Origin of the sequence: Kribbella sp. CA-247076, assembly GCF_050942445.1 — a bacterium.
In the GTDB taxonomy this organism is placed as follows: domain Bacteria; phylum Actinomycetota; class Actinomycetes; order Propionibacteriales; family Kribbellaceae; genus Kribbella.
Genome location: NZ_CP192051.1, coordinates 4,303,992 through 4,325,249, shown reverse-complemented (window position 1 = coordinate 4,325,249; position 21,258 = coordinate 4,303,992). Strand labels below are relative to the sequence as shown.

23 protein-coding genes are annotated in these 21,258 nt (G+C 71.0%); 8 read left to right on the top strand and 15 right to left on the bottom strand.

Annotated elements, in window-relative coordinates; translation table 11 throughout:
* Position 1: 1 nt before the first annotated feature.
* Positions 2–298: a DUF3349 domain-containing protein gene (locus ACQPYZ_RS20445; RefSeq protein ID WP_433158240.1), complete on the top strand. Its 297-nt coding sequence runs from the start codon at positions 2–4 to the stop codon at positions 296–298.
* Here the strand turns inward: ACQPYZ_RS20445 and ACQPYZ_RS20440 are convergent.
* The 7 genes from ACQPYZ_RS20440 to ACQPYZ_RS20410 all read right to left on the bottom strand — a co-directional run bounded on the left by ACQPYZ_RS20440 (position 295) and on the right by ACQPYZ_RS20410 (position 5,179).
* Entirely contained in the window at positions 295–1,485 is a 1,191-nt protein-coding gene (locus tag ACQPYZ_RS20440; RefSeq protein ID WP_433158237.1) for an RNA polymerase sigma factor, read from the bottom strand. The genes ACQPYZ_RS20445 and ACQPYZ_RS20440 overlap by 4 nt on opposite strands.
* A gap of 6 nt (positions 1,486–1,491) precedes the next feature.
* Complete coding sequence (locus ACQPYZ_RS20435; RefSeq protein WP_433158234.1) at positions 1,492–1,848, bottom strand: YciI family protein; 357 nt, start codon at positions 1,846–1,848, stop codon at positions 1,492–1,494.
* A gap of 104 nt (positions 1,849–1,952) precedes the next feature.
* The gene (locus ACQPYZ_RS20430; protein ID WP_433158231.1) at positions 1,953–2,351 is read right to left on the bottom strand and encodes a hypothetical protein; all 399 of its coding nucleotides are present in this window, start codon (positions 2,349–2,351) and stop codon (positions 1,953–1,955) included.
* A complete protein-coding gene (locus tag ACQPYZ_RS20425; RefSeq protein ID WP_433158228.1) occupies positions 2,351–2,740 on the bottom strand; it encodes a VOC family protein in 390 nt (129 codons plus the stop codon). Before ACQPYZ_RS20425 ends, ACQPYZ_RS20430 begins: the two co-directional genes overlap by 1 nt.
* Positions 2,741–2,762: 22 nt before the next feature.
* Positions 2,763–3,581, bottom strand: a complete 819-nt coding sequence (locus tag ACQPYZ_RS20420; protein ID WP_433158225.1) for a helix-turn-helix transcriptional regulator — start codon at positions 3,579–3,581, stop codon at positions 2,763–2,765.
* Between the two features lie 51 nt (positions 3,582–3,632).
* A complete protein-coding gene (locus ACQPYZ_RS20415) occupies positions 3,633–4,292 on the bottom strand; it encodes a flavodoxin (protein ID WP_433158222.1) in 660 nt (219 codons plus the stop codon).
* Positions 4,293–4,297: 5 nt separating this feature from the next.
* Positions 4,298–5,179 carry an aldo/keto reductase gene (locus tag ACQPYZ_RS20410; protein ID WP_433158220.1) on the bottom strand — a complete coding sequence of 294 codons (882 nt, stop codon included), beginning with the start codon at positions 5,177–5,179 and terminating at the stop codon, positions 4,298–4,300.
* Positions 5,180–5,313: 134 nt separating this feature from the next.
* On the opposite strand from ACQPYZ_RS20410, the gene ACQPYZ_RS20405 reads away from it, so the two are divergent.
* Positions 5,314–6,216 (top strand): helix-turn-helix transcriptional regulator, encoded by a 903-nt coding sequence (locus ACQPYZ_RS20405; protein WP_433158218.1) that lies wholly within the window; start codon positions 5,314–5,316, stop codon positions 6,214–6,216.
* A 4-nt stretch (positions 6,217–6,220) separates the two neighbouring features.
* Here the strand turns inward: ACQPYZ_RS20405 and ACQPYZ_RS20400 are convergent, their stop codons facing one another.
* Complete coding sequence (locus ACQPYZ_RS20400) at positions 6,221–7,105, bottom strand: helix-turn-helix transcriptional regulator (protein WP_433158215.1); 885 nt, start codon at positions 7,103–7,105, stop codon at positions 6,221–6,223.
* A 128-nt stretch (positions 7,106–7,233) separates the two neighbouring features.
* Between ACQPYZ_RS20400 and ACQPYZ_RS20395 the strand changes: the two genes are divergently transcribed.
* From ACQPYZ_RS20395 to ACQPYZ_RS20375, 5 genes are read left to right on the top strand one after another with little or no spacing between them, the layout of a single operon-like run.
* Entirely contained in the window at positions 7,234–7,662 is a 429-nt protein-coding gene (locus ACQPYZ_RS20395) for a (R)-mandelonitrile lyase (protein WP_433158212.1), read from the top strand.
* Positions 7,659–7,991 carry a carboxymuconolactone decarboxylase family protein gene (locus ACQPYZ_RS20390; RefSeq protein WP_433158209.1) on the top strand — a complete coding sequence of 111 codons (333 nt, stop codon included), beginning with the start codon at positions 7,659–7,661 and terminating at the stop codon, positions 7,989–7,991. The genes ACQPYZ_RS20395 and ACQPYZ_RS20390 overlap by 4 nt, the downstream gene beginning before the upstream one ends.
* Positions 7,991–8,959, top strand: coding sequence for an aldo/keto reductase (locus tag ACQPYZ_RS20385; RefSeq protein WP_433158206.1), 969 nt, complete (start codon positions 7,991–7,993; stop codon positions 8,957–8,959). The genes ACQPYZ_RS20390 and ACQPYZ_RS20385 overlap by 1 nt, the downstream gene beginning before the upstream one ends.
* Positions 8,960–8,972: 13 nt before the next feature.
* Positions 8,973–10,010, top strand: a complete 1,038-nt coding sequence (locus ACQPYZ_RS20380; protein WP_433158204.1) for a zinc-binding dehydrogenase — start codon at positions 8,973–8,975, stop codon at positions 10,008–10,010.
* 58 nt (positions 10,011–10,068) lie between these two features.
* Positions 10,069–10,272 (top strand): hypothetical protein, encoded by a 204-nt coding sequence (locus ACQPYZ_RS20375; protein ID WP_433158201.1) that lies wholly within the window; start codon positions 10,069–10,071, stop codon positions 10,270–10,272.
* Positions 10,273–10,283: 11 nt separating this feature from the next.
* Here the strand turns inward: ACQPYZ_RS20375 and ACQPYZ_RS20370 are convergent, their stop codons facing one another.
* Together ACQPYZ_RS20370 and ACQPYZ_RS20365 are read right to left on the bottom strand one after the other, a co-directional pair.
* A complete protein-coding gene (locus ACQPYZ_RS20370; protein WP_433158198.1) occupies positions 10,284–10,574 on the bottom strand; it encodes a DUF3040 domain-containing protein in 291 nt (96 codons plus the stop codon).
* 1 nt (position 10,575) lies between these two features.
* Complete coding sequence (locus tag ACQPYZ_RS20365) at positions 10,576–11,277, bottom strand: DUF6875 domain-containing protein (protein ID WP_433158195.1); 702 nt, start codon at positions 11,275–11,277, stop codon at positions 10,576–10,578.
* 215 nt (positions 11,278–11,492) lie between these two features.
* Here ACQPYZ_RS20365 and ACQPYZ_RS20360 point away from each other — a divergent pair, with 215 nt between their 5' ends.
* Positions 11,493–14,249: a helix-turn-helix transcriptional regulator gene (locus ACQPYZ_RS20360; RefSeq protein WP_433158192.1), complete on the top strand. Its 2,757-nt coding sequence runs from the start codon at positions 11,493–11,495 to the stop codon at positions 14,247–14,249.
* 44 nt (positions 14,250–14,293) lie between these two features.
* Here ACQPYZ_RS20360 and ACQPYZ_RS20355 read toward each other — a convergent pair whose 3' ends face one another.
* From ACQPYZ_RS20355 to ACQPYZ_RS20335, 5 genes are all read right to left on the bottom strand, one after another.
* Positions 14,294–15,154 carry an alpha/beta fold hydrolase gene (locus tag ACQPYZ_RS20355; protein WP_433158190.1) on the bottom strand — a complete coding sequence of 287 codons (861 nt, stop codon included), beginning with the start codon at positions 15,152–15,154 and terminating at the stop codon, positions 14,294–14,296.
* Positions 15,155–15,473: 319 nt separating this feature from the next.
* Positions 15,474–16,385, bottom strand: coding sequence for a DMT family transporter (locus tag ACQPYZ_RS20350; protein ID WP_433158187.1), 912 nt, complete (start codon positions 16,383–16,385; stop codon positions 15,474–15,476).
* 140 nt (positions 16,386–16,525) lie between these two features.
* Positions 16,526–17,476: an alpha/beta hydrolase gene (locus tag ACQPYZ_RS20345; RefSeq protein ID WP_433158184.1), complete on the bottom strand. Its 951-nt coding sequence runs from the start codon at positions 17,474–17,476 to the stop codon at positions 16,526–16,528.
* 157 nt (positions 17,477–17,633) lie between these two features.
* Positions 17,634–20,330 carry an AAA family ATPase gene (locus ACQPYZ_RS20340; protein ID WP_433158182.1) on the bottom strand — a complete coding sequence of 899 codons (2,697 nt, stop codon included), beginning with the start codon at positions 20,328–20,330 and terminating at the stop codon, positions 17,634–17,636.
* Positions 20,331–20,514: 184 nt separating this feature from the next.
* A complete protein-coding gene (locus ACQPYZ_RS20335) occupies positions 20,515–21,225 on the bottom strand; it encodes a hypothetical protein (protein ID WP_433158179.1) in 711 nt (236 codons plus the stop codon).
* Positions 21,226–21,258: the final 33 nt, after the last annotated feature.

The following is a 21,258-nucleotide window of genomic DNA, read 5'->3' as shown; positions in this document are numbered from 1 at the left end:
GATGGCCGCGCGCGTCGGTCGCGTGCTCGCGTGGTTGCGCGAGGGCTACCCCGAAGGCGTCCCGCCGAGGGACTACATCCCGCTGCTGGCGTTGCTGCGACGCCGGTTGACCGAGGACGAGGTGCGCGAGATCGCACTCCAGATCGACGACCTGGGTGGTGGGACGACCCCGGAGCAGGCGGGCCACGAGATCGGCGTACACATCACGAAGATCACCGATGCGCTGCCGAGCCCGGAGGACATCGCCCGGGTGGAGGCGCGGTTGACCGAGCACCACGGCTGGTCCGACCTGGCCTAGCGAACCTCGGTTATCTGCGCGCCGCGTCTGGTGAGGTAGTCGCGCTCCGGGCTGTCCGGCGCCAGGGACGCAGCGGTCCGGAAGGCTTCGGCGGCGTCGTCGGTGCGGCCCTGGCGGGCGAGGAACTCGGCGCGGGCCGCGTGGAACGGGTAGTAGCCGGCGAGGTTGAGCTGGTCGAGCTCGTGCAGACCGCGGGCGGCGCCGTGGACCTCGCCGACGGCGACCGCCCGGTTCAGGGCGACGACGGGGGTGGGCGCGACCGCGATCAGTTGGTTGTACAGGGCAAGGATCTGGGTCCAGTCGGTGTCGTCGAAGACCGCGGCGTCCGCATGAACGGCGGCGATCGCGGCCTCCACCTGGAACCGGCCGGGCTGGTCGCGCCGGAGGCACCAGAGGACGAGGCGGTGCCCTTCCTGGATCAGCTCGCGGTCCCACAGCCGGCGGTCCTGGTCGCGCAGCAGGACGAGCTCGCCGGCCGGGTCGGTGCGACTGCGGCGTCGCGCCTGGGTGAGCAGCATCAGCGCGAGCAGCCCGGCGACCTCGGCCTCGTCGGGCATGAGCAGCCGGAGTGTCCGGCCGAGCCGGATCGCTTCCTCGGTGAGGTCGGGGGAGGAGCCGGGCTGCCCGTAGCCGGTGGTGTAGGTCAGGTAGACCGCGGTCAGCACGGCGTGCAGCCGGCCGGGAAGTTCGGTGTCGCCGGGGGTGCGGTACGGGATGTTCGCAGCCTTGATCTTGTGCTTGGTGCGGACCAGCCGCTTCGCCATCGTCGCTTCGGTGGTGAGGAACGCCCGGGCGACCTCGGCGGTCGACAGTCCGCACAACAGCCGCAGGGTGAGCTCGACCTGGCTCTGCGGGGCGAGCGACGGATGGCAACAGGTGAAGAGGAGCCGCAGCCGGTCGTCGGGGACGGTCTCGCTGGTTTCCACGGCCGCCCTCCGGAGGAGTTCGTTGCCTCGGGCATCACGGCGTACCTTGTCGATCGCCCGGTGGCGGGCGGTCGTAGTGATCCAGGCGCCGGGGTTCGGCGGCAGTCCGTCGTCCGGCCAGCGCCGTACGGCGATCGCGAAGGCGTCCTGGACCGCGTCCTCGGCCAGGTCGAGGTCGCCGAACATCGTCATCAGGGCCGCGACGGATCGGCCGGCCTCCGCGCGGAAGATCCGGCCGATCGTGTCCCGGTCGGCGGCCATCGGCGGCTACGAGGTCAGCTCGTCCACGAACGGCCGGACCTCGATCGAGGCACCGATCAGCGCGCTGACCTTGCCGGCCCACGCCAGCGCGTCGTCCAGGTCGCCGGTGCGGATCAGGTAGAACCCGCCGAGGTGGTCCTTGGTCTCGGCGAACGGCCCGTCAGTGGTCAGTACGTCGTGGTCGTCCGCCCGGACGACCGTGGCGGTCGAGGGGTCGTGCAACCGTCCACCGAAGACCCAGGCACCGGCGGACTTCAGCTCCGCCTCCAACTCCCGGATCGCCTCCATGTGCTGTCGCAGCTCCTCGTCCGACCTCGGCGGCCCTTGGACGGCTCGGCCGGGGCGTAGCAGGTAGTACGTCATCGTGGTGATCCCTCCGTGCCGCGGGCAACAGCTCCCGCTCTCACCCTCACAACGAACGCCGCCGGTGTCAGATGGACAGCTGGTCCTGATCAGACCACACGAGGTCAGCCGTCGGCCAGCAGCGACTTCCGCGCGAAGTCCACGGACTCGGCGAGTACGGCGGTCCAGAGCTCACGATCGACCGTGGTGATCGCGACCCATTCGCGGAACACCTTGCCGGCGGGCGCGAACGGCTCGCCGGTGCCGGCCTCCACTAGGGCGGTGACGCGCTCGCGCGGGAGCTTCACGACCAGACAGCCGGCCTTGTCGTCGTAGCTGGCGAGGAACCGTCCGGCCAGCCGGACACAGGGGTAGCCCATCATCGTGGCCCGGCCGATCGCCGGGTCGTACAGCAGGTCGTCGGTGAGCTCGTCGTACAGCTCGCGGGCGTCGCCGTCGTTCGGCTCGCGGGCGTCCCCGCCGGAGGGTTCCGGCGGGGACGTCGTCAGGTCGTCGGCGGGCATCAGGCCGCCGGTGGGGTGAAGACGCCGAACAGGTTCCCGCCCGGGTCGCGCAGGTAGGCGAACGTCGGCGCGCCGGGGCCGGGGTCCAGGTGCTTGCTGACGACCGAGCCACCCAACTGGGTGGCGTCGGCGCACGTGGCCTCCACGTCGGCGACCAGGATGTAAAAGATCGAGTGGTCCGGCGACTGGCCGCCGGTGCCGGCGAGGCCGCCCATCGGCGCGCCCGCGCCGGAGGCGGTGATGTTGCGGTAGTCCATCCCGCCGGACGCCGCGGGCCCGTCGGGCTCAAAGGTCCAGTCGAAGAGGCTGCCGTAGAACTTCTGCGCGCCGTCGGGATCGCTGGTCGCGACCTCGAACCAGGCCAGCGTGCCGGGAGCCGGGTTGGTCATGGGTCCATCTCCTCTGCTCGGATCACCCACCGGAGCGGCGGGTCGCATCCAGCGTCCCGGTCGTCCGCGACAGCCCTATGTCGGAGTTCGCCGACGGAATTTCCGGGCCGGCGGTCGATGCTGCGGCGGTGGCGTCCGGTCGCAGCGCGGAGGCCGGCAGCCTCAGCTCATGGCCGTCGACGACCGGCTCCGGGACGGCGCGCGGGCGCGGCAGGCGAGGCGACCGCTCGGCCGCGGTGATCCGGTCCATCCGGAACACCCGGTCGTCCGCGCGCAGGTGACACCAGGCCGTCAGGTACGAGCCGTTCGGGCCGACGACGACGTACTGCGGCTCGACCTCGCGGACCGTCTCGACGCCGCCGACGTCGACGTAGCGGATCCGGAGGACGTGGTTGTCGCGGGCGGCCCGCCAGATGGTCTCGGCCACGCCGGCGTCCGGGTCGGGGACCGGCTGCACGAGCAGCCGGACCTTGTCGGCCGTCGTCCGCGCCTCGGCCAGCTCCCGCTCCGGCATCGCGGCCATGATCTTCTGCAGCGCGCTGCGGGCGTCCTTCCGGAACAGCACGTGTTCACTCCGGCTCAGCGCGACCGCGACGGCCGCCGCCTCCCGTGGCGTGAAGTTGAGCGGCGGCAGGCTCATCGAACGGTCCAGCGTGAAGCCGCCGCCCCGCCCCTGCTTCGTTGCCAGCGGCACCCCCGCCTGCCCGAGCGCGCTCAGGTCGCGCTCGATCGTCCGCACACTCACCTCGAAGTGCGCGGCCAACTGCCGGGCCGTCCGCCCCCGCCGCCCCGCCGCCCGCAACTCCTCCACGAGCGCGTACAGCCGCTCGATCCGATTCATGCCCGCAGCGTAAACGCCCCCACGGACAGTTCTCGAGAGGTCGCGCGGCGGTCAGCGGGGAAGCAGTCCGATCCGGCGAAGCCAGGCTTCGACCTCAGGCCGTGCGTCCCGGACCTGTTCGCCACGGACGGCGAGGGCGTCGCCAATCGTCGACCGAGGACAGTGGCGGGTGTAATCGTCCACTGTTCGGCCCAGTCCGCTGACCGCGTAAGTCACGAACGGGAAGATCCGCTTGCCGCTGAGGTCGACGCCCTCGACGAAGGTGCGCATGATCATGGGGGGCTGGACGTTCCAGATCCCGCTGCCGAGCAGGACGGTGTCGTAGTCGTCGACGTCGGGCAGCGCGCCGGCGATCGCAGGACGAGCGTCCTCGTTCTGTTCCCGTACGTTGCGCTCCACGGTTGCCCGGTAGCCGTCCGGATAGGGGTCCGCGGCTTCGATCCGGTAGCCATCGGCCTCGACGGCGGCGGTGATCATCTCCGCTACGACCTGGGTGTTGCCGACCTCGAGGATCGTCGTGTCGCCGTAGTAGTAGTTCTCGCCGGCCCTGGAGAAGTAGGCGACCAGGACGCGTGCGCCCGGCGTACCGGACGGTCGTGGCGTCGGGGTGGCGGACGTCGAAGGGCGCTCGCTGCAGCCCGTGAGGCTGGTGCCGGACGCCGCGCCGGCGACCACGGCAAGGGAACTCGTGAGAAGAGTACGGCGGCGCATCGGTCTCACGCCTCCGGGATCTCCCGGCCGAACGCATCGAGGGTGATGCTGTCGGGCTCGGGACCGCCGCGTACTCCGGTGTCGAGGGCATCGATCGCCGCGAGTTCTCCGGTGGTGAGCTCGAAGTCGAACACGGCGAAATTCTCGGCGATCCGGTCCGGCCGGGTCGAGTTCGGGATCGCCGAACGCCCCTGCTGCAGGTGCCAGCGGAGCATCACCTGGGCGGTGGACCTGCCGTGCGCACGGGCGATCTCGAGCAGCGCGGGGTCGTCGAAGGTGGTTCGCCCGGCGGCGCGGTACGACGTGATGCCGCCGATCGGTGACCAGGCCTGCGTGTGGATGCCGTGCTCGGCGTGCACACGCCGCAGGGCGGGCTGCTGGAAGTACGGGTGCAGCTCGATCTGGTTCACGGCCGGAACGACGGACGTCCCGGCGAGCAGACGGTCGAGGTGTGCCGGCAGGAAGTTGCTCACGCCGATGGCGCGGACCTTGCCATCGGCAAGCAGTTTCTCGAGCGCCCGGTAGGCGTCGAGCGTGCGGTCGAAGGCCGAGGGGAGTGGCTGATGCAGGATCAGCAGGTCCAGCCACTCGACGTCCAGCTTGCCGGCACTCTTGTCGAACGCGTGCAGTGTGGCGTCGCGCCCGTAGTCGTTGATCCAGATCTTCGTCTCCACGAACACCTCGTCGCGGCCGAGACCCGACCGGCGGATGCCTTCGCCGACCTCGCGCTCGTTGAGGTACGCGGCCGCTGTGTCGATGTGCCGGTAGCCCACGCGCAACGCTTCCTCGACAGCGGCCGTCGTGGCCTCGGGCGGGGTCTGGAACACGCCGAGCCCGATGGCCGGCAGATCCACACCGTTGTTCAGCGTGACAGTGTGCTGGTGCATAGCTCGACCGTAGGCGGGGTGGACGCGCGGCCGGGAGTTACTGCTGTTATCCCTCGGCGGCGGTCGCCGCCCAGCCCTGGGGGGCACTCACAGTCACTCCCACGCCGCCGACGCCGCGCGGTACGGTCACCACCATGGACATCCGAGCGGAGGTGCGGCAGTTCCTCACCGGACTGCGGGCACGGCTCACCCCCGACGACGCCGGCATCCCTATCGTCGGTGACGAACGCCGGGTCCCGGGGCTACGCCGCGAGGAGGTCGCCCAGTTGGCGGGCGTGAGTACGGCGTACTACACCCGGATGGAACGGGGAAACCTCCGCGGAGTCTCCGAGAGCGTGCTGCGGTCGCTCGCCCGTGCGCTCCGCCTGGACGATGCCGAGACCCAGCACCTCTTCGACTTGGCCCGGGCGTCCGGGGGCACGGGCACGGCCCGCGGCAAGGCACGGCCGCGGCTGCCGCGGCGGGCGGCGCAGCTGATCGACGCCATGCCGGACGTGCCCACGGTCGCCCTCGGACGTCTCGGGGACGTCGTCGGGTCCAACGCGCTCGGGCGCGCACTGTTTCCCCATCTGTTCCCGGACAGCGGCGAGCCGGTCAATCACACCCGCTACCTGTTCCTCGACAACCGCTCACGCGACTTCTACGTCGACTGGGAAGGCGGCGCCCGGCACTCCGTCTCGGTCCTGCGACTCCTCGCCGGCCACGACCCCTCCGACCGTGCCCTGATGGCCCTGGTCGGTGAGCTGGCCACTCACAGTCCCGAGTTCCGCACCTGGTGGGCCGGACACACCGTGAAGGTCCACACGACCGGGACGAAGGCGATCCGGCACCCTGTCGTCGGTGACATCGTGCTCGACTACGAGACCCTGACGCTGGGCTCGAATCCCGACATCAGGATCGTCGCCTACCTCGCCGACCCCGGTAGCCCGTCGGCAGACGGGCTCGACCTGCTCCGGAGCTGGGTGGCCACGTCGGCGAAGAGCGAGACTCCGGAGCGCCGACGAACCGGAGGCACGCTCCACGCTCCCGGCCGGTGAGCGGTCAGGCTGGTGGGGTGTGGGTGGGGAGGTCGCCGGTTTGTTCGGCGGTGGCTGCCCAGCTGGCGAGGAGTTTGAGGCTGTCGGCGGTGGGGGTGCCGGCGGGGGCGGCGTACACGAGGAGGGTGAGGCCGGGGTGGGCGGGGAACTCCATCGCCTCGAAGGTCAGGTCGAGGTCGCCGACGGCCGGGTGGTGGAGCTTCTTGACGCCGGTGCGGTGGAAGCGCACGTTGTGGGCCGCCCAGCGGGTCCGGAAGTCCTCGCTGCGGGTGGAGAGCTCGCCGATGAGCTCGATCAGCTTCTTGTCGTGCGGGTTCCGGCCGGCCTCGGAGCGGAGCATGGCGGCGATGTCGTCGGCGGCGCGCTCCCAGTCCTGGAAGAAGTCCTGGGACGCCGGGTCCAGGTAGATGAACCGGGCGGTGTTGGCCGGCCGGCGTGGGTCGGCGAGCAGTGGGGCGTAGAGCGCGCGGGCCATCCGGTTGGCGGCGAGGACGTCGTGGCGGGCGTTGCGGACCCAGGCGGGCGCGTCGGTGACCGAGTCCAGGACGAGCTGCACACTGGCCGGCACGGTGGCCGGCGCGAGCTTGCGCTTGCGGGCCGGGACCGACTCGCAGGCGCGAGCCAGGTCGAACAGGTGCGAGCGCTCGGCGTCGTCGAGTTGCAAGGCGCGGGCCAGGCCTTCGAGGACGGCGTCCGAGGCGCCGGACAGGTTCCCGCGCTCGAGCCGGACGTAGTAGTCGATGCTCATCCCGGCCAGCAGCGCCACCTCTTCGCGGCGGAGCCCCTTGACCCGCCGGTTTCCGCCGTACGACGGCAGGCCTGCCTGCTCGGGCGTGATCCGTGCCCGCCGCGAGGCGAGGAACTCACGCACCTCCGCCCGGTTGTCCATCCCCCCACCGTAGACGCCGCCACGAGCCCGAGGGAGGTACTCCCATTACCCGGAACGGCAGGGACTCCCGTAGCCAGGCCGAACGCCGTTCACTGGATGGACATCCGCACCTTCCAGAAAGCGAACGCATGGAGAGACTGACACGACCGGCCACCGGCAAGGGGCCGGCAGAGAGCTTCACGGGCGACGTCTGGTTCGACCAGCTCTACCGCGGGGAGGAGCCGTCACGAGCCCGGGTCAACGCGGTGCACTTCGCGCCCGGCGCCCGTACGGCGTGGCACGTGCACGCGACCGGGCAGACGCTGCACGTCACGGAGGGCGTGGGCCTGGTCGGCACCCGGGACGGCCAGGTGATCGTGATGCGCCCGGGCGACACCGTGCGTACGCCGCCGGGGGAGTGGCACTGGCACGGTGCGACCGCGGACTGCTTCATGACCCACCTGGCGATCTGGGACGGCACCGGCGACCCCGACGTACCGGAAACCACCTGGGGCGAACACCTCCCCGACACCACCTACCACCAAGCCCAACCCCAACCCGAGGACACGGTTCCATGAGTCTCACCCCAGCCCAGCAAGCCATCGGAGACTTCGCGCCCAAGCTGGTCGAGCTCACCGACGATGTGCTGTTCGGTGACATCTGGACCAGAGCCGAGCTGAGCCCGCGCGATCGCAGCCTGATCACGTGTGCCGCCCTCATCACCAACGGCAGCACGGAACAGCTCACCAATCACCTCGCGCGGGCGAAGGCGAACGGTCTGACCGAGGCCGAGCTCAAGGAGGTCATCATCCACCTCGCCTTCTACGCGGGCTGGCCGCGGGCGATGTCCGCGATCACCGTCGCCAAGAAGGTGTTCGGCCAGGCGGAGGGCAAGGAGGAGGGCTGATGGAGTACACCAGACTTGGTGGTTCCGGGTTGAGGGTCAGCCGGATCGCGCTGGGGTGTATGAGTTTCGGGGATACGTCGCGGGGGTTCAACGAGTGGGCGCTCGACGACGCGGGGGCGGAGCCGATCTTCCGGCAGGCGCTGGAGCTCGGCATCACGTTCTGGGACACCGCGAACGTGTACGGGTTCGGCACGTCCGAGGAGATCGTCGGGCGGGCGATCCGCGAGTACACCCGCCGCGAGGACGTCGTACTCGCGACCAAGGTCCACTTCCGCATGCACGACGGGCCGGGCGGTTCCGGCCTGTCCCGCAAGGCGATCATGGAGCAGATCGACGCATCGCTGGCCCGCCTCGGCACGGAGTACGTCGACCTCTACCAGATCCACCGCTTCGACCCGGAGACGCCGGCCGAGGAGACGATGGAGGCACTGCACGACGTGGTCAAGGCCGGCAAGGTCCGGTATCTCGGCGCGTCGTCGATGTGGGCCTGGCAGTTCTCCAAGCTGCAGTACACCGCGCGGCTACACGGCTGGACGCCGTTCGTGTCCATGCAGAACCAGTACAGCCTGATGCAGCGTGAGGAGGAGCGCGAGATGTTCGGCCTGCTCGCGGACCAGGGCGTCGGCTCGATCCCCTGGAGCCCGCTCGCCAAGGGCCGGCTGGCCCGTCCGTGGGGAACGCGGACGACGCGGGCCGGCAACGACCCGGTCGCCGACCGGTTCTTCAGCGACGACGACAAGCCGATCGCGGACGCCGTACAACAGGTCGCCGAAGCCAGGGGCGTCCCGATGGCTCAGGTCGCGCTGGCGTGGGTACTGAAGAATCCCTGCGTCGACGCGCCCATCGTCGGAGCCACCAAGGAGCACCACCTGGCCGACGCGGCCGCGGCGTTGGACCTTACTCTCACCGACGACGAGCTCCGCGCGCTCGAAGCCGCCTACACCCCACGCGAACCCACTGGCTACTGACCGAAGGAAACCCATGAAAGCCACCTACATGTACGCCGCGGGCGACGTGCGCGTCGTCGACGTACCGGACCCGATCGTCAAGGAACCGACCGACGCCGTGGTCCGGGTCGTCCGGTCCTGCGTCTGCGGCTCCGACCTCCACCCGTACCACTCGATGCCGGTGACTCCGGACGGCAAGTCGATGGGGCACGAGTTCGTCGGCGTGGTCGAGGACACCGGGCGCGAGGTGACGACCGTCAAGGCGGGCGACGTCGTGATCGCGCCGTTCGCGTGGTCCGACGGGACGTGCGAGTTCTGCCGCGAGGGGCTGCAGACGTCCTGCCGCCACGGCGGGTTCTGGAACTCCGGCGACGTGTACGGCGGACAGGCCGAGGCGGTCCGCGTCCCACTGGCCGACGGCACGCTGGTCGCCGTACCGGTCGAGGAGGACTCGCCGTTGATCCCGTCCCTGCTGACGCTGTCGGACGTGTACGGGACCGGGTACCACGCCGCCGTGAAGGCCGGCGTGAACCCGCGCACCGCCGTCACCGTCATCGGCGACGGAGCCGTCGGGCTGCTCGCCGTACTGTCCGCCAAACGGCTCGGCGCCGAGCAGATCATCCTGATGGGCCGGCACACTTCGCGCACCGACCTCGGCCGCGAGTACGGCGCTACCGACGTCGTCGCCGCCCGCGGTGACGAGGGCATCGCGCAGGTCCGGGACCTGACCGGCGGCGACGGCACGCATGTCGTCCTCGAGGCGGTCGGACACCGGCCCGCCTACGACCAGGCTGTCGGTGTCGTCCGGGCGGGAGGAGTCATCAGCCGGGTCGGCGTCCCGCAGTACAACGACGCTCCTGTCGGCTTCCCGAGCCTGTTCGGCGGCAACATCACGCTGACCGGCGGACCGGCGCCGGCGCGCGCGTACATCGAGACGCTGCTCCCCGACGTCCTCGCCGGCACGGTCGATCCGGGCAAGGTCTTCGACGCGGAACTGCCCCTGGCCGAGGCGGCCGCCGGCTACCGGGCCATGGACGAGCGCACCGCCCTGAAGGTCCTCCTCAAACCTTAAGGCTGTCTGAAGACCCGCGCGCACGCTGGTGATGTCCGGTACTACAGGAGGGGAAACCATGGACAGCGCGTACGCCGAGCAGACGACCGAGCAGGAACGACCGAAGTTGCGGTTCCCGATGATGGCGAACGATCAGGGCGGGATCGGCGGCGTGCATCTCGGCGACGTCTGCCACAACCACGTCCTCACCGAGATCTACGCCGACTTCGACGGCGAGGGACACCTCGTCGCCCTGCACACCCACGACATCGGCAGCTGCTGAGCCGGCCCGGCTCAGCCTGGCGGAGCGCGGCGGAGGTCGCGGTGGCGGGCGAAGTAGGCACCGCCGGCGATCGTGGCCATGAACAGAGCGCCGCCCACCACCCCGTCGACCAGCTGCAGGAGTCCCAGCAGTACGGCGACCCCGATCATCACGGCGTACACCCGCGACCGCGCCGTGACACCGGGGTCGCCGCGCGGGAGACGCCGTACCCGCGCCTGGAAGTCCGCCACGAACGCCGGATCCTCGTCGGCGAACTGATGCTGGATCCCGTCGAGCTTCCGCCGCTCGTCCTCGCTGAGCATCTCAGACCTCCTCAGGGGGCGTGGCCCGGTCCGGCCGCGTCCGCCACGGCAGGCGGCGGAGCTCCTCCGCCAGCGCGTGGGCGCCGGAGTCCTGATGGCGACGCGCCCACTGGGCGAGCCACTCCTCGTCGTCCAGGAAGAACTTCCAGTCGTCCACGACCGCGTGCCTCATCAGCAGGAAGGGCACCGGCGAGGTGAACGGCCGGAAGCCCGGGTTGTAGATCGCGGTTCCCGGACTGCTCTCGTGGAAACCGCCCATCACGAACCCGTCCGCCGCGTACGACGGCATCGCCAGCTGCTCGAGGACGTCGCCGAAGAAGCCGGCGGCGCGTTCTTCGGCCAGGTCGGTGAACACCACGACGATGGACTTGTAGGTCGCATCGTCACCGTCCGTGGGCTGTGCGCTCGTGAACAGTCGCTGATAGCCCTGCAGGACCTCGACGACCTCGGCCAGGTTGCGCTCGCCGACCTGCTCCGGGGCGAGTGACAGAAGGTCGCGATCCAGGGATCTGGGCACGAACGGGCAGACGGGTCCGGACCGACCCAGGTCGTCGTGCGGGTTGACGATGAACGTTTTGATCCAGTGGGCAACGGCACGGAGCCCAGCGAGCTCGCCAGGTGCGAGATCCGTTGCCCTACTGTCGTCCTCGAGCTCCTTCAGGAGCCAGAGCTTGGTGGTCGACGGCTCACGGGGGACAGACATCGGTCGACGCCTCCTTCGGTGGGTGAGACCTCAGCATGGCCGCCGCGTGCGCCCGTTCGGACCCGTGGTTGTCCCCGGGCCGGGACCCGGGGGAGCTGCCGGCGAACCCACCCGGTGACTCATGGTCCATCTGCCCGAACGACCGGCGAAAGCCTTGTACAGAAGGCCTTTCAGGCAGCATCAGGACCGCAATGTGACCGTGTTAACATCACGGGGTGGCCGTCACCGGGCCGCTGGCCTTCTTCGGGCGCGAGAGCGAGTGTGCGCGCCTAGACGAGTTACTCCAAACCGTGCGCGGTGGGGAGAGCGAGGTCATGGTCATCCGCGGTGAGGCCGGGATCGGCAAGACCGCACTGCTGCAGTACTGCGCGCGTCAGGCGGGGGACTGCCGGCTGGTCCAGATCGCCGGGGTCGAGTCCGAGTCGGAGCTCCCGTTCGCCGGGCTGCACCAACTGTGCGAGCCGCTGCTGGAGAACGTCGGTGAGTTGCCTGAGCCCCAGAGAGCGGTTCTCGGGGTCGCCTTCGGGCTGACGTCCGGCACTGCTCCGGATCCCTTCGTCCTCGGGCTCGCCGTGCTGGGCCTGCTCGCCGAGGCTGCCGCGCAGCAACCGCTGGTCTGCCTGGTCGACGATGCGCAGTGGCTCGACGACGCGTCGTCCCAGGTCGTCGGGTTCGTCGGCCGGCGGCTGCGGGCGGAGTCGGTTCTGCTCCTGCTCGGGGTCCGCGAGACCGTGGACGACCGGCTGTTCCCGACGCTGCCCACGTTGACGCTCGAAGGACTCGGTGTGGAGGCCTCGCAGAGGCTGCTCGCGGCCTCGATTCCCGGGCAGCTCGACGATCAGGTGCGCGATCGGATCGTGGCCGAGACGCGAGGCAATCCGTTGGCACTGATCGAGTTGCCCCGGGCGATGAGCCGGGTCGACCTGGCCGGCGGCTTCGCGATCCCGTCCACGGTCACGGTGCCCGGCCGGATCGAGGACCAGTACGTGCGCCGGGTGAAGGCGCTGTCCGACGCGTCCCGGCTGCTGATGCTGGTGGCGGCCGCCGATCCCACCGGGGACGGAGCGTTGCTCCGGCGGGCCGCCCGGACCCTCGGCGTCGGGCCGGACGCCGCTGCCGTGCCCGAGGTGGAAGAGCTGATCGACCTCGGGCCACGCGTGCGGTTCCGTCATCCGCTGGTCCGATCGGCCGTCTACCGCTCGGCCCTGGCTTCGGAACGACGAGCCGCCCACGGCGCACTCGCCGCGGCCACCGATCCCGCGATCGACCCGGACCACCGCGCCTGGCACCAGGCGCATGCGGCTCCAGGCCCCAACAGTGATGTCGCCGCCGAGCTCGAGCGCTGTGCGAGCCGGGCGCAGGCGCGCGGTGGTCTGGCAGCCGCCGCGGCGTTCCTGGAGCACTCGGCGCTGCTGACTCCGGACACCTCACTGCGCGTCGAGCGGAGGCTCGCGGCCGCCCAGGCGAACCTTCAGGCGGGTGCGTTCGAGTCGGCGACGGCGTTGCTGTCGAGAGCGGAGTTCGAGGCGACGGACGAGTTCCACCAGGCCCGGGTCCAGCTGATGCTGGGGCGGCTCGCCTCAGCGTCGCGGGCCGGCAACCAGGCCCCGGTCCAGCTCCTCGAGGCCGCGCGGCGGCTCGAACGGCTCGATGTGGTCCTCGCACGCCAGACCTACCTCGACGCCTGGGGCGCCGCGCTGTTCGCCGGGCATCTGGCCAACCCCGGCGGCGGTCTGCGCGAGGTGTCTCGGGCCGCGAAGGCCGCGCTCCGGGTCCCGGATTCGGCGGATCCTTTCGACGACCTGCTCGACGGCCTGGCCACCCTCGTCACCGACAGCCGCGCCGAGGCGACGCCGATCCTCCGCGGCGCCGTCAACGCCCTGCTCGCACGCCCGCTCCCGCCGGAGAGCTGGCTGCAATGGGGTGTACTGGCGTCGTCGGCAGCGGTCACGATCTGGGACTTCGACAGCTGGCTGGAGACGACGCGGCAGGTCGCCTTCGCCCGGGACGCCGGCGCGTTCGCGATGCTGTCGATCACTCTCAACGGCCAGGCGATGATCACCACCTGGACCGGCGACCTGGCCGGCGCGGAGGCGCTGGTGGCGGAGGACGCCGCGGTCAAGCAGGTCACCGGCACCCAGATCGCGCCGTACGGCGCCCTGCTGCTGAACGCCTACCAGGGCAAGGTCGCTCCGGCGACCGCGCTGATCGCGGCAACCATCGAGGACTCGGTCGCCCGCGGCGAGGGGCTTGGGGTCGACCTCGCGCACTGGACGGCGGCGATCCTGAACAACAGTCTCGGCCGGTACGAGGAAGCGATGGCGATGGCCTCCCCAGCGAGCACCGAGACGCCCGGTCTCTACATCTCGACCTGGATGCTCCCGGAGCGCATCGAAGCGGCCGTTCGGTGTGGACAGCGAGAGGTTGCCGCCGGCGCCTTGGAGGAGCTGCTCGACAGCGCCCTGCCCGCGGACAGCGATTGGGGACTCGGACTCGGGGCGCGCGCACGCGCGATGCTCAGCGAGGGACGGCCGGCCGAGAGTCTCTACCGTGAGGCGGTCGACCGCCTGAGCAGGACCCGGCTCCAGACCGAGGCGGCGCGTGCACACCTGGTGTACGGCGAGTGGCTCCGCCGGGAGCGTCGGCGTGCCGAGGCGCGCGAGCAACTCCGCCGGTCGTACGAGCTGTTCTCGACGATGGGCGCCGAGGCGTTCGCCGAACGCGCGCGTCGCGAGTTGCTGGCCACCGGCGAGACGGTGCGCAAGCGCACGGTCGAGACGCGTCACGACTTGACCCCACAGGAGGAGCACATCGCCCGTCTGGCGCGCGACGGGCGCACGAACACCGAGATTGGCGCGGAGCTCTTCATCAGCACCCGGACCGTGGAGTGGCACCTGACCAACGTGTTCATCAAGCTCGGCATCAAGTCGCGCCGGGACCTCAGAGACACCGTGCGGACCCGGAGCTCGTAGCCGGGCCGGCGCCCGATGCCCGGGCGCCGGCGATGCGCACACCGTCAGCCGGCCAGGAACGTGGTCAGGGCGGCGAGAACCGCGTCGGGAGACTGCTCGGCGATCCAGTGGCCGGCACCGGGAATGGACACCGACTGGACGTTCGCCGCGACGCTCGTCATCAACGGACCGATCGAGAGTCCGGCGCTCTGTTCACCGCCCATGGCGAGGACGGGCATGCTGAGCTTGTGTGCCCTGCGTGCGACGTTCTGCTCGGCCGTGGTCCACAGCGCGCGGTAGAACCCGAAGCTGCCGCGGAGCGCGTGCCGATCGGAGCGCAGCATGCGAACGTAGTACCGGACGGTCTCGTCGGGCAGCTTGCTGGTTCCGGCCGAGTAGTCGAACTCGGCGCCGAAGAAGACGTCCTCACGATCCCGGACGAGTGCCTCGTTCACGTCCGGCGGCAGTTGGTTGAAGATCAGGTGCCAGAGCCTGGCGTTGAGAAGCTGGTTCGGCTGCAGCAGGCGGATCAGGGTCGCCCCGCCGTCGATCCCCGGCAGGAAGGCCTCGGCGACCGCCAGGCGGTCGACGCGATCGGGGTGGTCGGCGGCAACGGCGTACGCGATCGGCATGCCGACGTCGGTGCCGAAGACCGAGAACCGTTGGTGACCCAGCGCCTGCATCAACGTCACCATGTCCCGGGCGAGGCCGGCGGAGTCGTAGCCGCCCTCGGGTTTGTCGGAGAGCCCGATGCCGCGCTGGTCCACGGCGACAACGTGGTAGTGACGAGCGAGCGCCGGCATCACCAGTCGCCACGCGTACCAGGTCTGCGGCCAGCCGTGCACGAGCAGCAGCGGCGGTCCTTCGCCTCCGGTCACGGCGTGCAGGCGTACGTCGCCGACGTCGACGTACCGGCTCCTGAACACGCGCTCGAACCCTCGCGGGAGTCCTGGCGCCCCCGGGACCGATCCGAGGCTTCGCGGGGTGGAGCCGGCGGCCGCCGCGGCCGGGGACGCCCAGCCACCGACGCTCAGAATGGCCCCGGCGGCCGCGGCTCCACCGACGAACCTCCGCCGACTGTAAACACCCGGACCGGTTTCAGCCGACGCACCTGACGACTTCGAGTTCATGACGAGATCTCCTCCCGGACCCTCCGTGGGTCCTGGGATCGAGCGTGTCGCGACCGTCCGTACGTCGTACCCGTGAGCACCCACGGCCTCGATCCGCCCCGAGCGGACCCCGTGGTCACGACCGCTGGGCGGAACCGAGCCGGAGGCTGACGACGCCGGCGAGGATGAGCACCACGGCCAGCCCGTCCCACCACGCCAGCGGTTCGCCGACAGCGAGCCACCCGATGGCCAGCGCCACAACGGGCGGGATGTAGGTGGCCCCCGAGGCCGTGACCGCGCCGAGCTCCTCGACGAGAAAGTAGTAGAGCAGGTAGGCGACGCCGGTGCCGAGCAGCCCGAGCCCGATCACCAGTCCGACCAGAGCCCGGACGTCGCCCGCCACCGCGGTGATTCCGTCGAAACTGGTCACCGCGAGCAGGACGAGGAGAGCCAGTCCCATCTGGTAGGTCGTCAACGCGGCCGCGGGAATGGACAACCCGCTGAGGAAGCGTTTGGCGTAGACGAACGACAGACCGACGCTCGCGGAGCCGAGCAGCATGAACCCGACACCGGTGAGGTCCACGGCGTCGACGGCTTCCCACGGGCGCGCGATGACCACGACTCCCGAGAAGCCGACGAGAACGCCGAGCAGGCGACGTACCGTGATCCGGTCCGTCCGCAGGAACAGCGCGGCGGCAACGAAGGCGAACAGCGGGATCGCGCCGCTCAGCGCCCCCGCGATACCGGACGGCAGCCGGGCGATGCCGGCCGCGAAGGCGAAGTAGTACAGGCTGGTCGCCAGCACCGACATCACCAGGAAGTGGTGCGTGTGCCGCAGGTGCTCACGGCGGAAGACGTTCCGGATCGCGCCGAAGGCAAGGATCGGCAGCAGTCCGAACAGCACCCGCAGCACGGTGAACTGCTGCGGCGAGATCGTTGCGGCGGCCCACTTCATGAAGACGAAGTTGCTGCCCCAGATCACCCCGAGGGCGACGAACGCGGCCAGGGCAGCCCGGCCGGCCTTGCGTCCGAACGGTCGAGCGTGCATGACGAGGCTCCAGTCCTGCTGGGAAGTGGTGACAGCAGACTGTCGCCTCGCCGGACCGGTCGCACCCGTGGAAACCCCGTGGCACTCGCGAGCGGCTGCCGTGCTCAACGAGCTCGGCAGCCGCCCTCAGGGCCTGTGGGTCAGGCCGTGCCCAGGGCCTTGCGGAGGATGTGGATGGCCTGCTCGACCGCGCCGGTGGTGGCGGCGGTCTCGCGGAGGGGGTTGAGCATCATGAAGTCGTGGATGATGCCGTTGTAACGGACGGAGGTGGTGGGTACGCCGGCCTCGGTCAGCCGGCGCGCGTACGCCTCGCCCTCGTCCCGGAGTACGTCGTTCTCGTCGACGAGCAGGAACGCCTCCGGCAGCCCGGTGAGCTGCTCGATGGTCGCCCGCAGCGGGGACGCCGTGATCTCGGAGCGCTTGTCCTGCTCGGGCAGGTAGCAGTCCCAGAACCAGGCCATGCCCTTGGCGGTCAGGAACGGGCCGTCGGCGAACTCGCGGTAGCTGTCGGTGTCCTGCCCGGCGTCGGTCACCGGGTAGTACATCGACTGGTGGACGAAGTTCACGTCGCCGCGGTGCTTGGCCATCAGGGCCAGGGCGGCGGTCATGTTGCCGCCGACGGAGTCACCGGCCACAGCCAGCCGGGACGCGTCCAGGCCCTCGGACGAGCCCTCCTTGGTGATCCACTGCGCCGTGGCGTACCCCTGCTCGATGGCGACCGGGTACCGCGCCTCGGGCGACCGGTCGTACTCCACGAACACGACCGCGGCGTCGGCGCCGACCGCGAGCTCGCGGACGAGCCGGTCGTGCGTCCCGGCGTTGCCGAGGACCCAGCCGCCGCCGTGCATGTACAGGATCGTCGGCAGCGTGCCGGTCGCGCCGGCCGGCTTGACGATCCGGACCTGGACGTCGCCGACCTCGGCCGGCACGGTGATCCACTTCTCGGTCACGTCGAGCTTGTCGATCGGCGCGGCCTGGACGTCGTCGAGGACCTTACGGGCGCCGTCGGGGCCGAGTTCGTAGAGGAACGGCGGCTTCGCGGTCGCGTCGGCGAAGTCCTGGGCGGCTGGTTCGAGGAAGTGCTTGCTCATGCGGTGACATCCTTTGCGATTCCCGATCGAACTGCTGAGCACGGCTGCCGTGCAGAGGTCCGGCCGTGAGTGATGATGCGATCGCCCTGGTGGCGGCGATCGGCGGTACGGCATGGAAGACCGGCGGGCGCGCCGAAGTGTGACGAGCCGGCGCGCGTCACACGGCCGAGACCGGGCCGGCGGCGTCGATCAGGGCCGGGTCGAGCTGCTTGCGGGAGCTGACCGCCAGCTTCGTGAACACCTTGCGCAGGTGCCAGTCCACGGTGTGCGGGCTGAGGAACAGCTGGGTGCCGATCTCGGGATTGGTCAGCCCGGCGGCGGCCAGGTGCGCGATCTGCGCCTCCTGTGCGGTCAGCGTCTCGCGTCGAGCGGCCTGCCGGCTGTGCGGGTTCTGGCCGGTGGCGGCGAGCTCGTGCCGGGCCCGTTCGGCGAACGCGGCGGCACCGATGTCGGTCAGACTGTCGTGCGCGATGCGCAGGTGCAGCCGTGCATCGTGACGCCGGTTCTCCCGGCGCAACCATTCGCCGTACAGGAGGTGTGCGCGGGCCAGGTGTACGGCGATCCGGGTGCGCCCGAGTCGCTCGATCGCCTCGCGGTACAAGGGTTCGGCGGCCGGGCCGTGGGTGAGCAGCGCGCACGATCGCGCCAGGATGCCCAGTGCCCAGTCGCTCCCGGCGGCGCGCGTGCGTTCCTCGAGCTCTCGTACGGCGTCGGCGGCCAGGCCGGGGGAGTCGCTGCGGACCGCGGCTTCGACGTACTCGGCCAGCGACCAGCCGAAGAAGCCCAGATCGTCTTGTTCACAAGCCTTTTGGGCCGCTCGCAGCGCCTTGTGGTACTGGCACAGGCCGTTGTACAGCACCGCGGCCGCATGACTCGCCAGCCCCAGCGCCCGGCCCTCGCCGCGCGCGGTCGCGTCCTCGACGACGGCGTCGATCGACCTTACGGCCGCGGCCTCGTCGCCGCGCCAGGCCGCGAGCATCAGCCGGGCATCACGCAGCGGCGCGTTGCCGGTCGCGGTCGCCATCGCCTCGGACTCAGCGACCAGTACGGCGGCCGCGGTGAACTCGCCGGCCTGCAGGTGAACGCCGGACCGGTAGGAGAGCGCGCCGGGCAGTACGCCGAGAGCGCCGTACCGCCGGGCGAGCGCGAGCCCACGACCGGCCAGCTCGTGCCAGGCCTCGTCGTCCCACAACTCGGTCGCGACCGGACAACCCCGCCAGAGCCACTGCACGACCTGGTCCTCACCGCGGCCGGCGGCCTCGCGAAACGCGTGCAACGCCGTCTTCAGCGGGGGTACGGCGGCGACGTACCCGTCGGTGAACCTGATCGCCACGCCGTCCAGCAGCAGATCCATCGGCGCGGACAGTCTTGTCGCCGGCCCGGCCGCACGGGCCGCCTCCGCGACCTTCTCGACCCCGTGGTCCGGGCCGAGGCGCCCGGCGAAGACAGCGGCCCCGAGCGCCTCGAGGTACGTCTCCCGCGCGGACTCGTCGTGGAGAGATTCGAGTTGGTTGGCCGCCTCGAGGAGCATCTCGCCGGCGTCGCCACCGCGCCGGCGGGCGAACGCGAGCTGAGCCCGCAGCCGCGCGAGACGCGCCTCCCGGAGGTCGTCCGCCGGCCCGAGCTGCGCGGCGGCGACCAGCTCGCCGGCGACGTCCGGTTCGCCGGCCCTGAACTTGGCGCCGGCCGCGGCGAGTGCTCGCTCGGCGCGCCGCGCCGGATCCGGTGTGAGCTGAACGGCCCGCTCGAGACAGGCCGCGGCAGCCGCGAGACCACCGCGGGCGCGGGCCCGGTCGGCCGCGCTGACCAGGTCGGCGGCCGCGAGCTCGTCCAGTCCGACGGTCGCGTACGCCCGGTGCCACGCCCGGCGATCGGGGTCCAGGGCCGCGTCGGTCGCCTCCGCCAGCGCCTGGTGCACGCGGCGCTGGTCCTGCGGCGAGGCTGTCCGGTAGACCGCCGAGCGCAGCAGCGGATGCCGGAACCGCACCCGGGCACCGAGGTCGAGCAATCCGGCCGACTCCGCCGGCGCCGCCGCGTCCCGGCTGATCCCGAGCTGCTCGGCCGCGCGCCACAGCAGGGCGGCGTCCCCGATCGGCTCGGCCGCGGCGGCCAGCAACAGGAGACGAGTCTCGGGTGGCAGCGGCTGGAGACGGCGCAGGAAGCCTCCTTCGATCGTGATCGCGAGCCGGCGCGTGTCCGGCAGTCCGAAGCCCGAGGCCAGCTGTCCGGCCGACAGGCCACGGGGCAGCTCGAGCAGAGCGAGCGGGTTCCCGCCCGTCTCGGCGACGAACCGGTCGCGAACCCGCTCGTCGACCACACCCGTGATCGCGGTGTCGAGCAGGGCGCGGGCGTCGCCGTACCTGAGTCCGCTCACCACGAGCTCGGGCAGACCGGCGAGCTGGTCCGCGTCGCCGGAGTCGCGGATCGCGAACACGAGCGCGACCCGCTCCGCCAGCAGCCGGCGCGCGACGAACGCGAGAGTTTGCGCCGAGACCCGGTCGAGCCACTGGACGTCGTCGAGCAGGCAGATCAACGGCCGGTCCTCGGCCGCCTCGGCCAGCAGGTCCAGCATCGCGAGCCCGACCTGGAACCGGTCCGGAGGCGTTCCCGTGGTGAGACCGAACGCCGTACTCAACGCATCGTGCCGGGGTGACGACAGCCGGTCCCGCAGCTGGGCACACAGCTGGTGAAGACCGCCGAACGCCAACTCCATCTCGGACTCGACCCCGGTCGCCCGCGCGATCCGGCACGACGGCGCATGACTCTGCAGGTAGTCGAGCAGGGCGGTCTTCCCGATCCCGGCCTCCCCGCGGAGCACCAGCGCAGCGCTGTGCCCGGCTCTCAGATCGGCCACCAGCCGATCCAGAGTCGCACACTCCCGCTGCCGACCCTCCAGCCGAGGACCCGAACCCCTGTCAGCCACAGCCCACCGCCCAATCAACCAACGTACGCCCGCCGCCCCCGCACCCGCAACGGGCCGGAGACCCCTTGAGGTGTTGGGATCTCCGGCCCGACCAGCGGGATGTGGTGGTGGGCGTCTAGGCGGCGTCCGGGGTCGGGGTGGTGGGCTTCGGGCGGCGGGTCAGCATCACGACGGCGGTGACGAGGACCCAGGCCCAGAACGGGGTGATGTTGAGGTAGACGATGTCGAAGAGCAGGGCGACGGCGGCGACGATGCCGAGTCCGCCGAGCCAGCGCTGGAACACGCCGGTCCGGAAGATCACGACGGCGGCGGTGACCAGGAAGAGCGCACCGGTGAAGCCGCCCCCGAGCAGGAGCAGGAACCGGCCCGCGGCGGGCAGCACCCGGACGAGGTCGGGGTCGATCGCCGGCGCGCCGCGGACCGCGATGGCGAAGGGGATCGCGCCGGAGATCCCGGCGGCGGCCGCCCAGACGGCGCTGAACGCCGCGCCGGCCGCGAAGTTCACGTTCGACAGGGTGCCGGCGCCACCTTCGGCGCTGCGCAGCTCGGAGCGCAGCCGCCCGGCGAACAGCAGGAACAGCAAGGAGCCGACCACCCAGCTGTAGGCACCGATCAGGTTGCCCATCTGCCGGTCGGTGTCGGCGAGGTAGTCGGTGATCTCCTGTACGGGCGCGTCCGGCAGTGGCACGTCGCCGACGAGCATGCTGCCGACCAGCATCAGGACGACGAACCCGATGCCGCTGATGGCGGCCCAGCGCCCGGATCCGCCCACCTGCTTCGAGGCCTCCTCCGAGCGGAGCAGGCTGGTTTTCGTGGTGGTGTGCATTACTTCCCTCCCAGGGATGTGTGCGGTGTCATG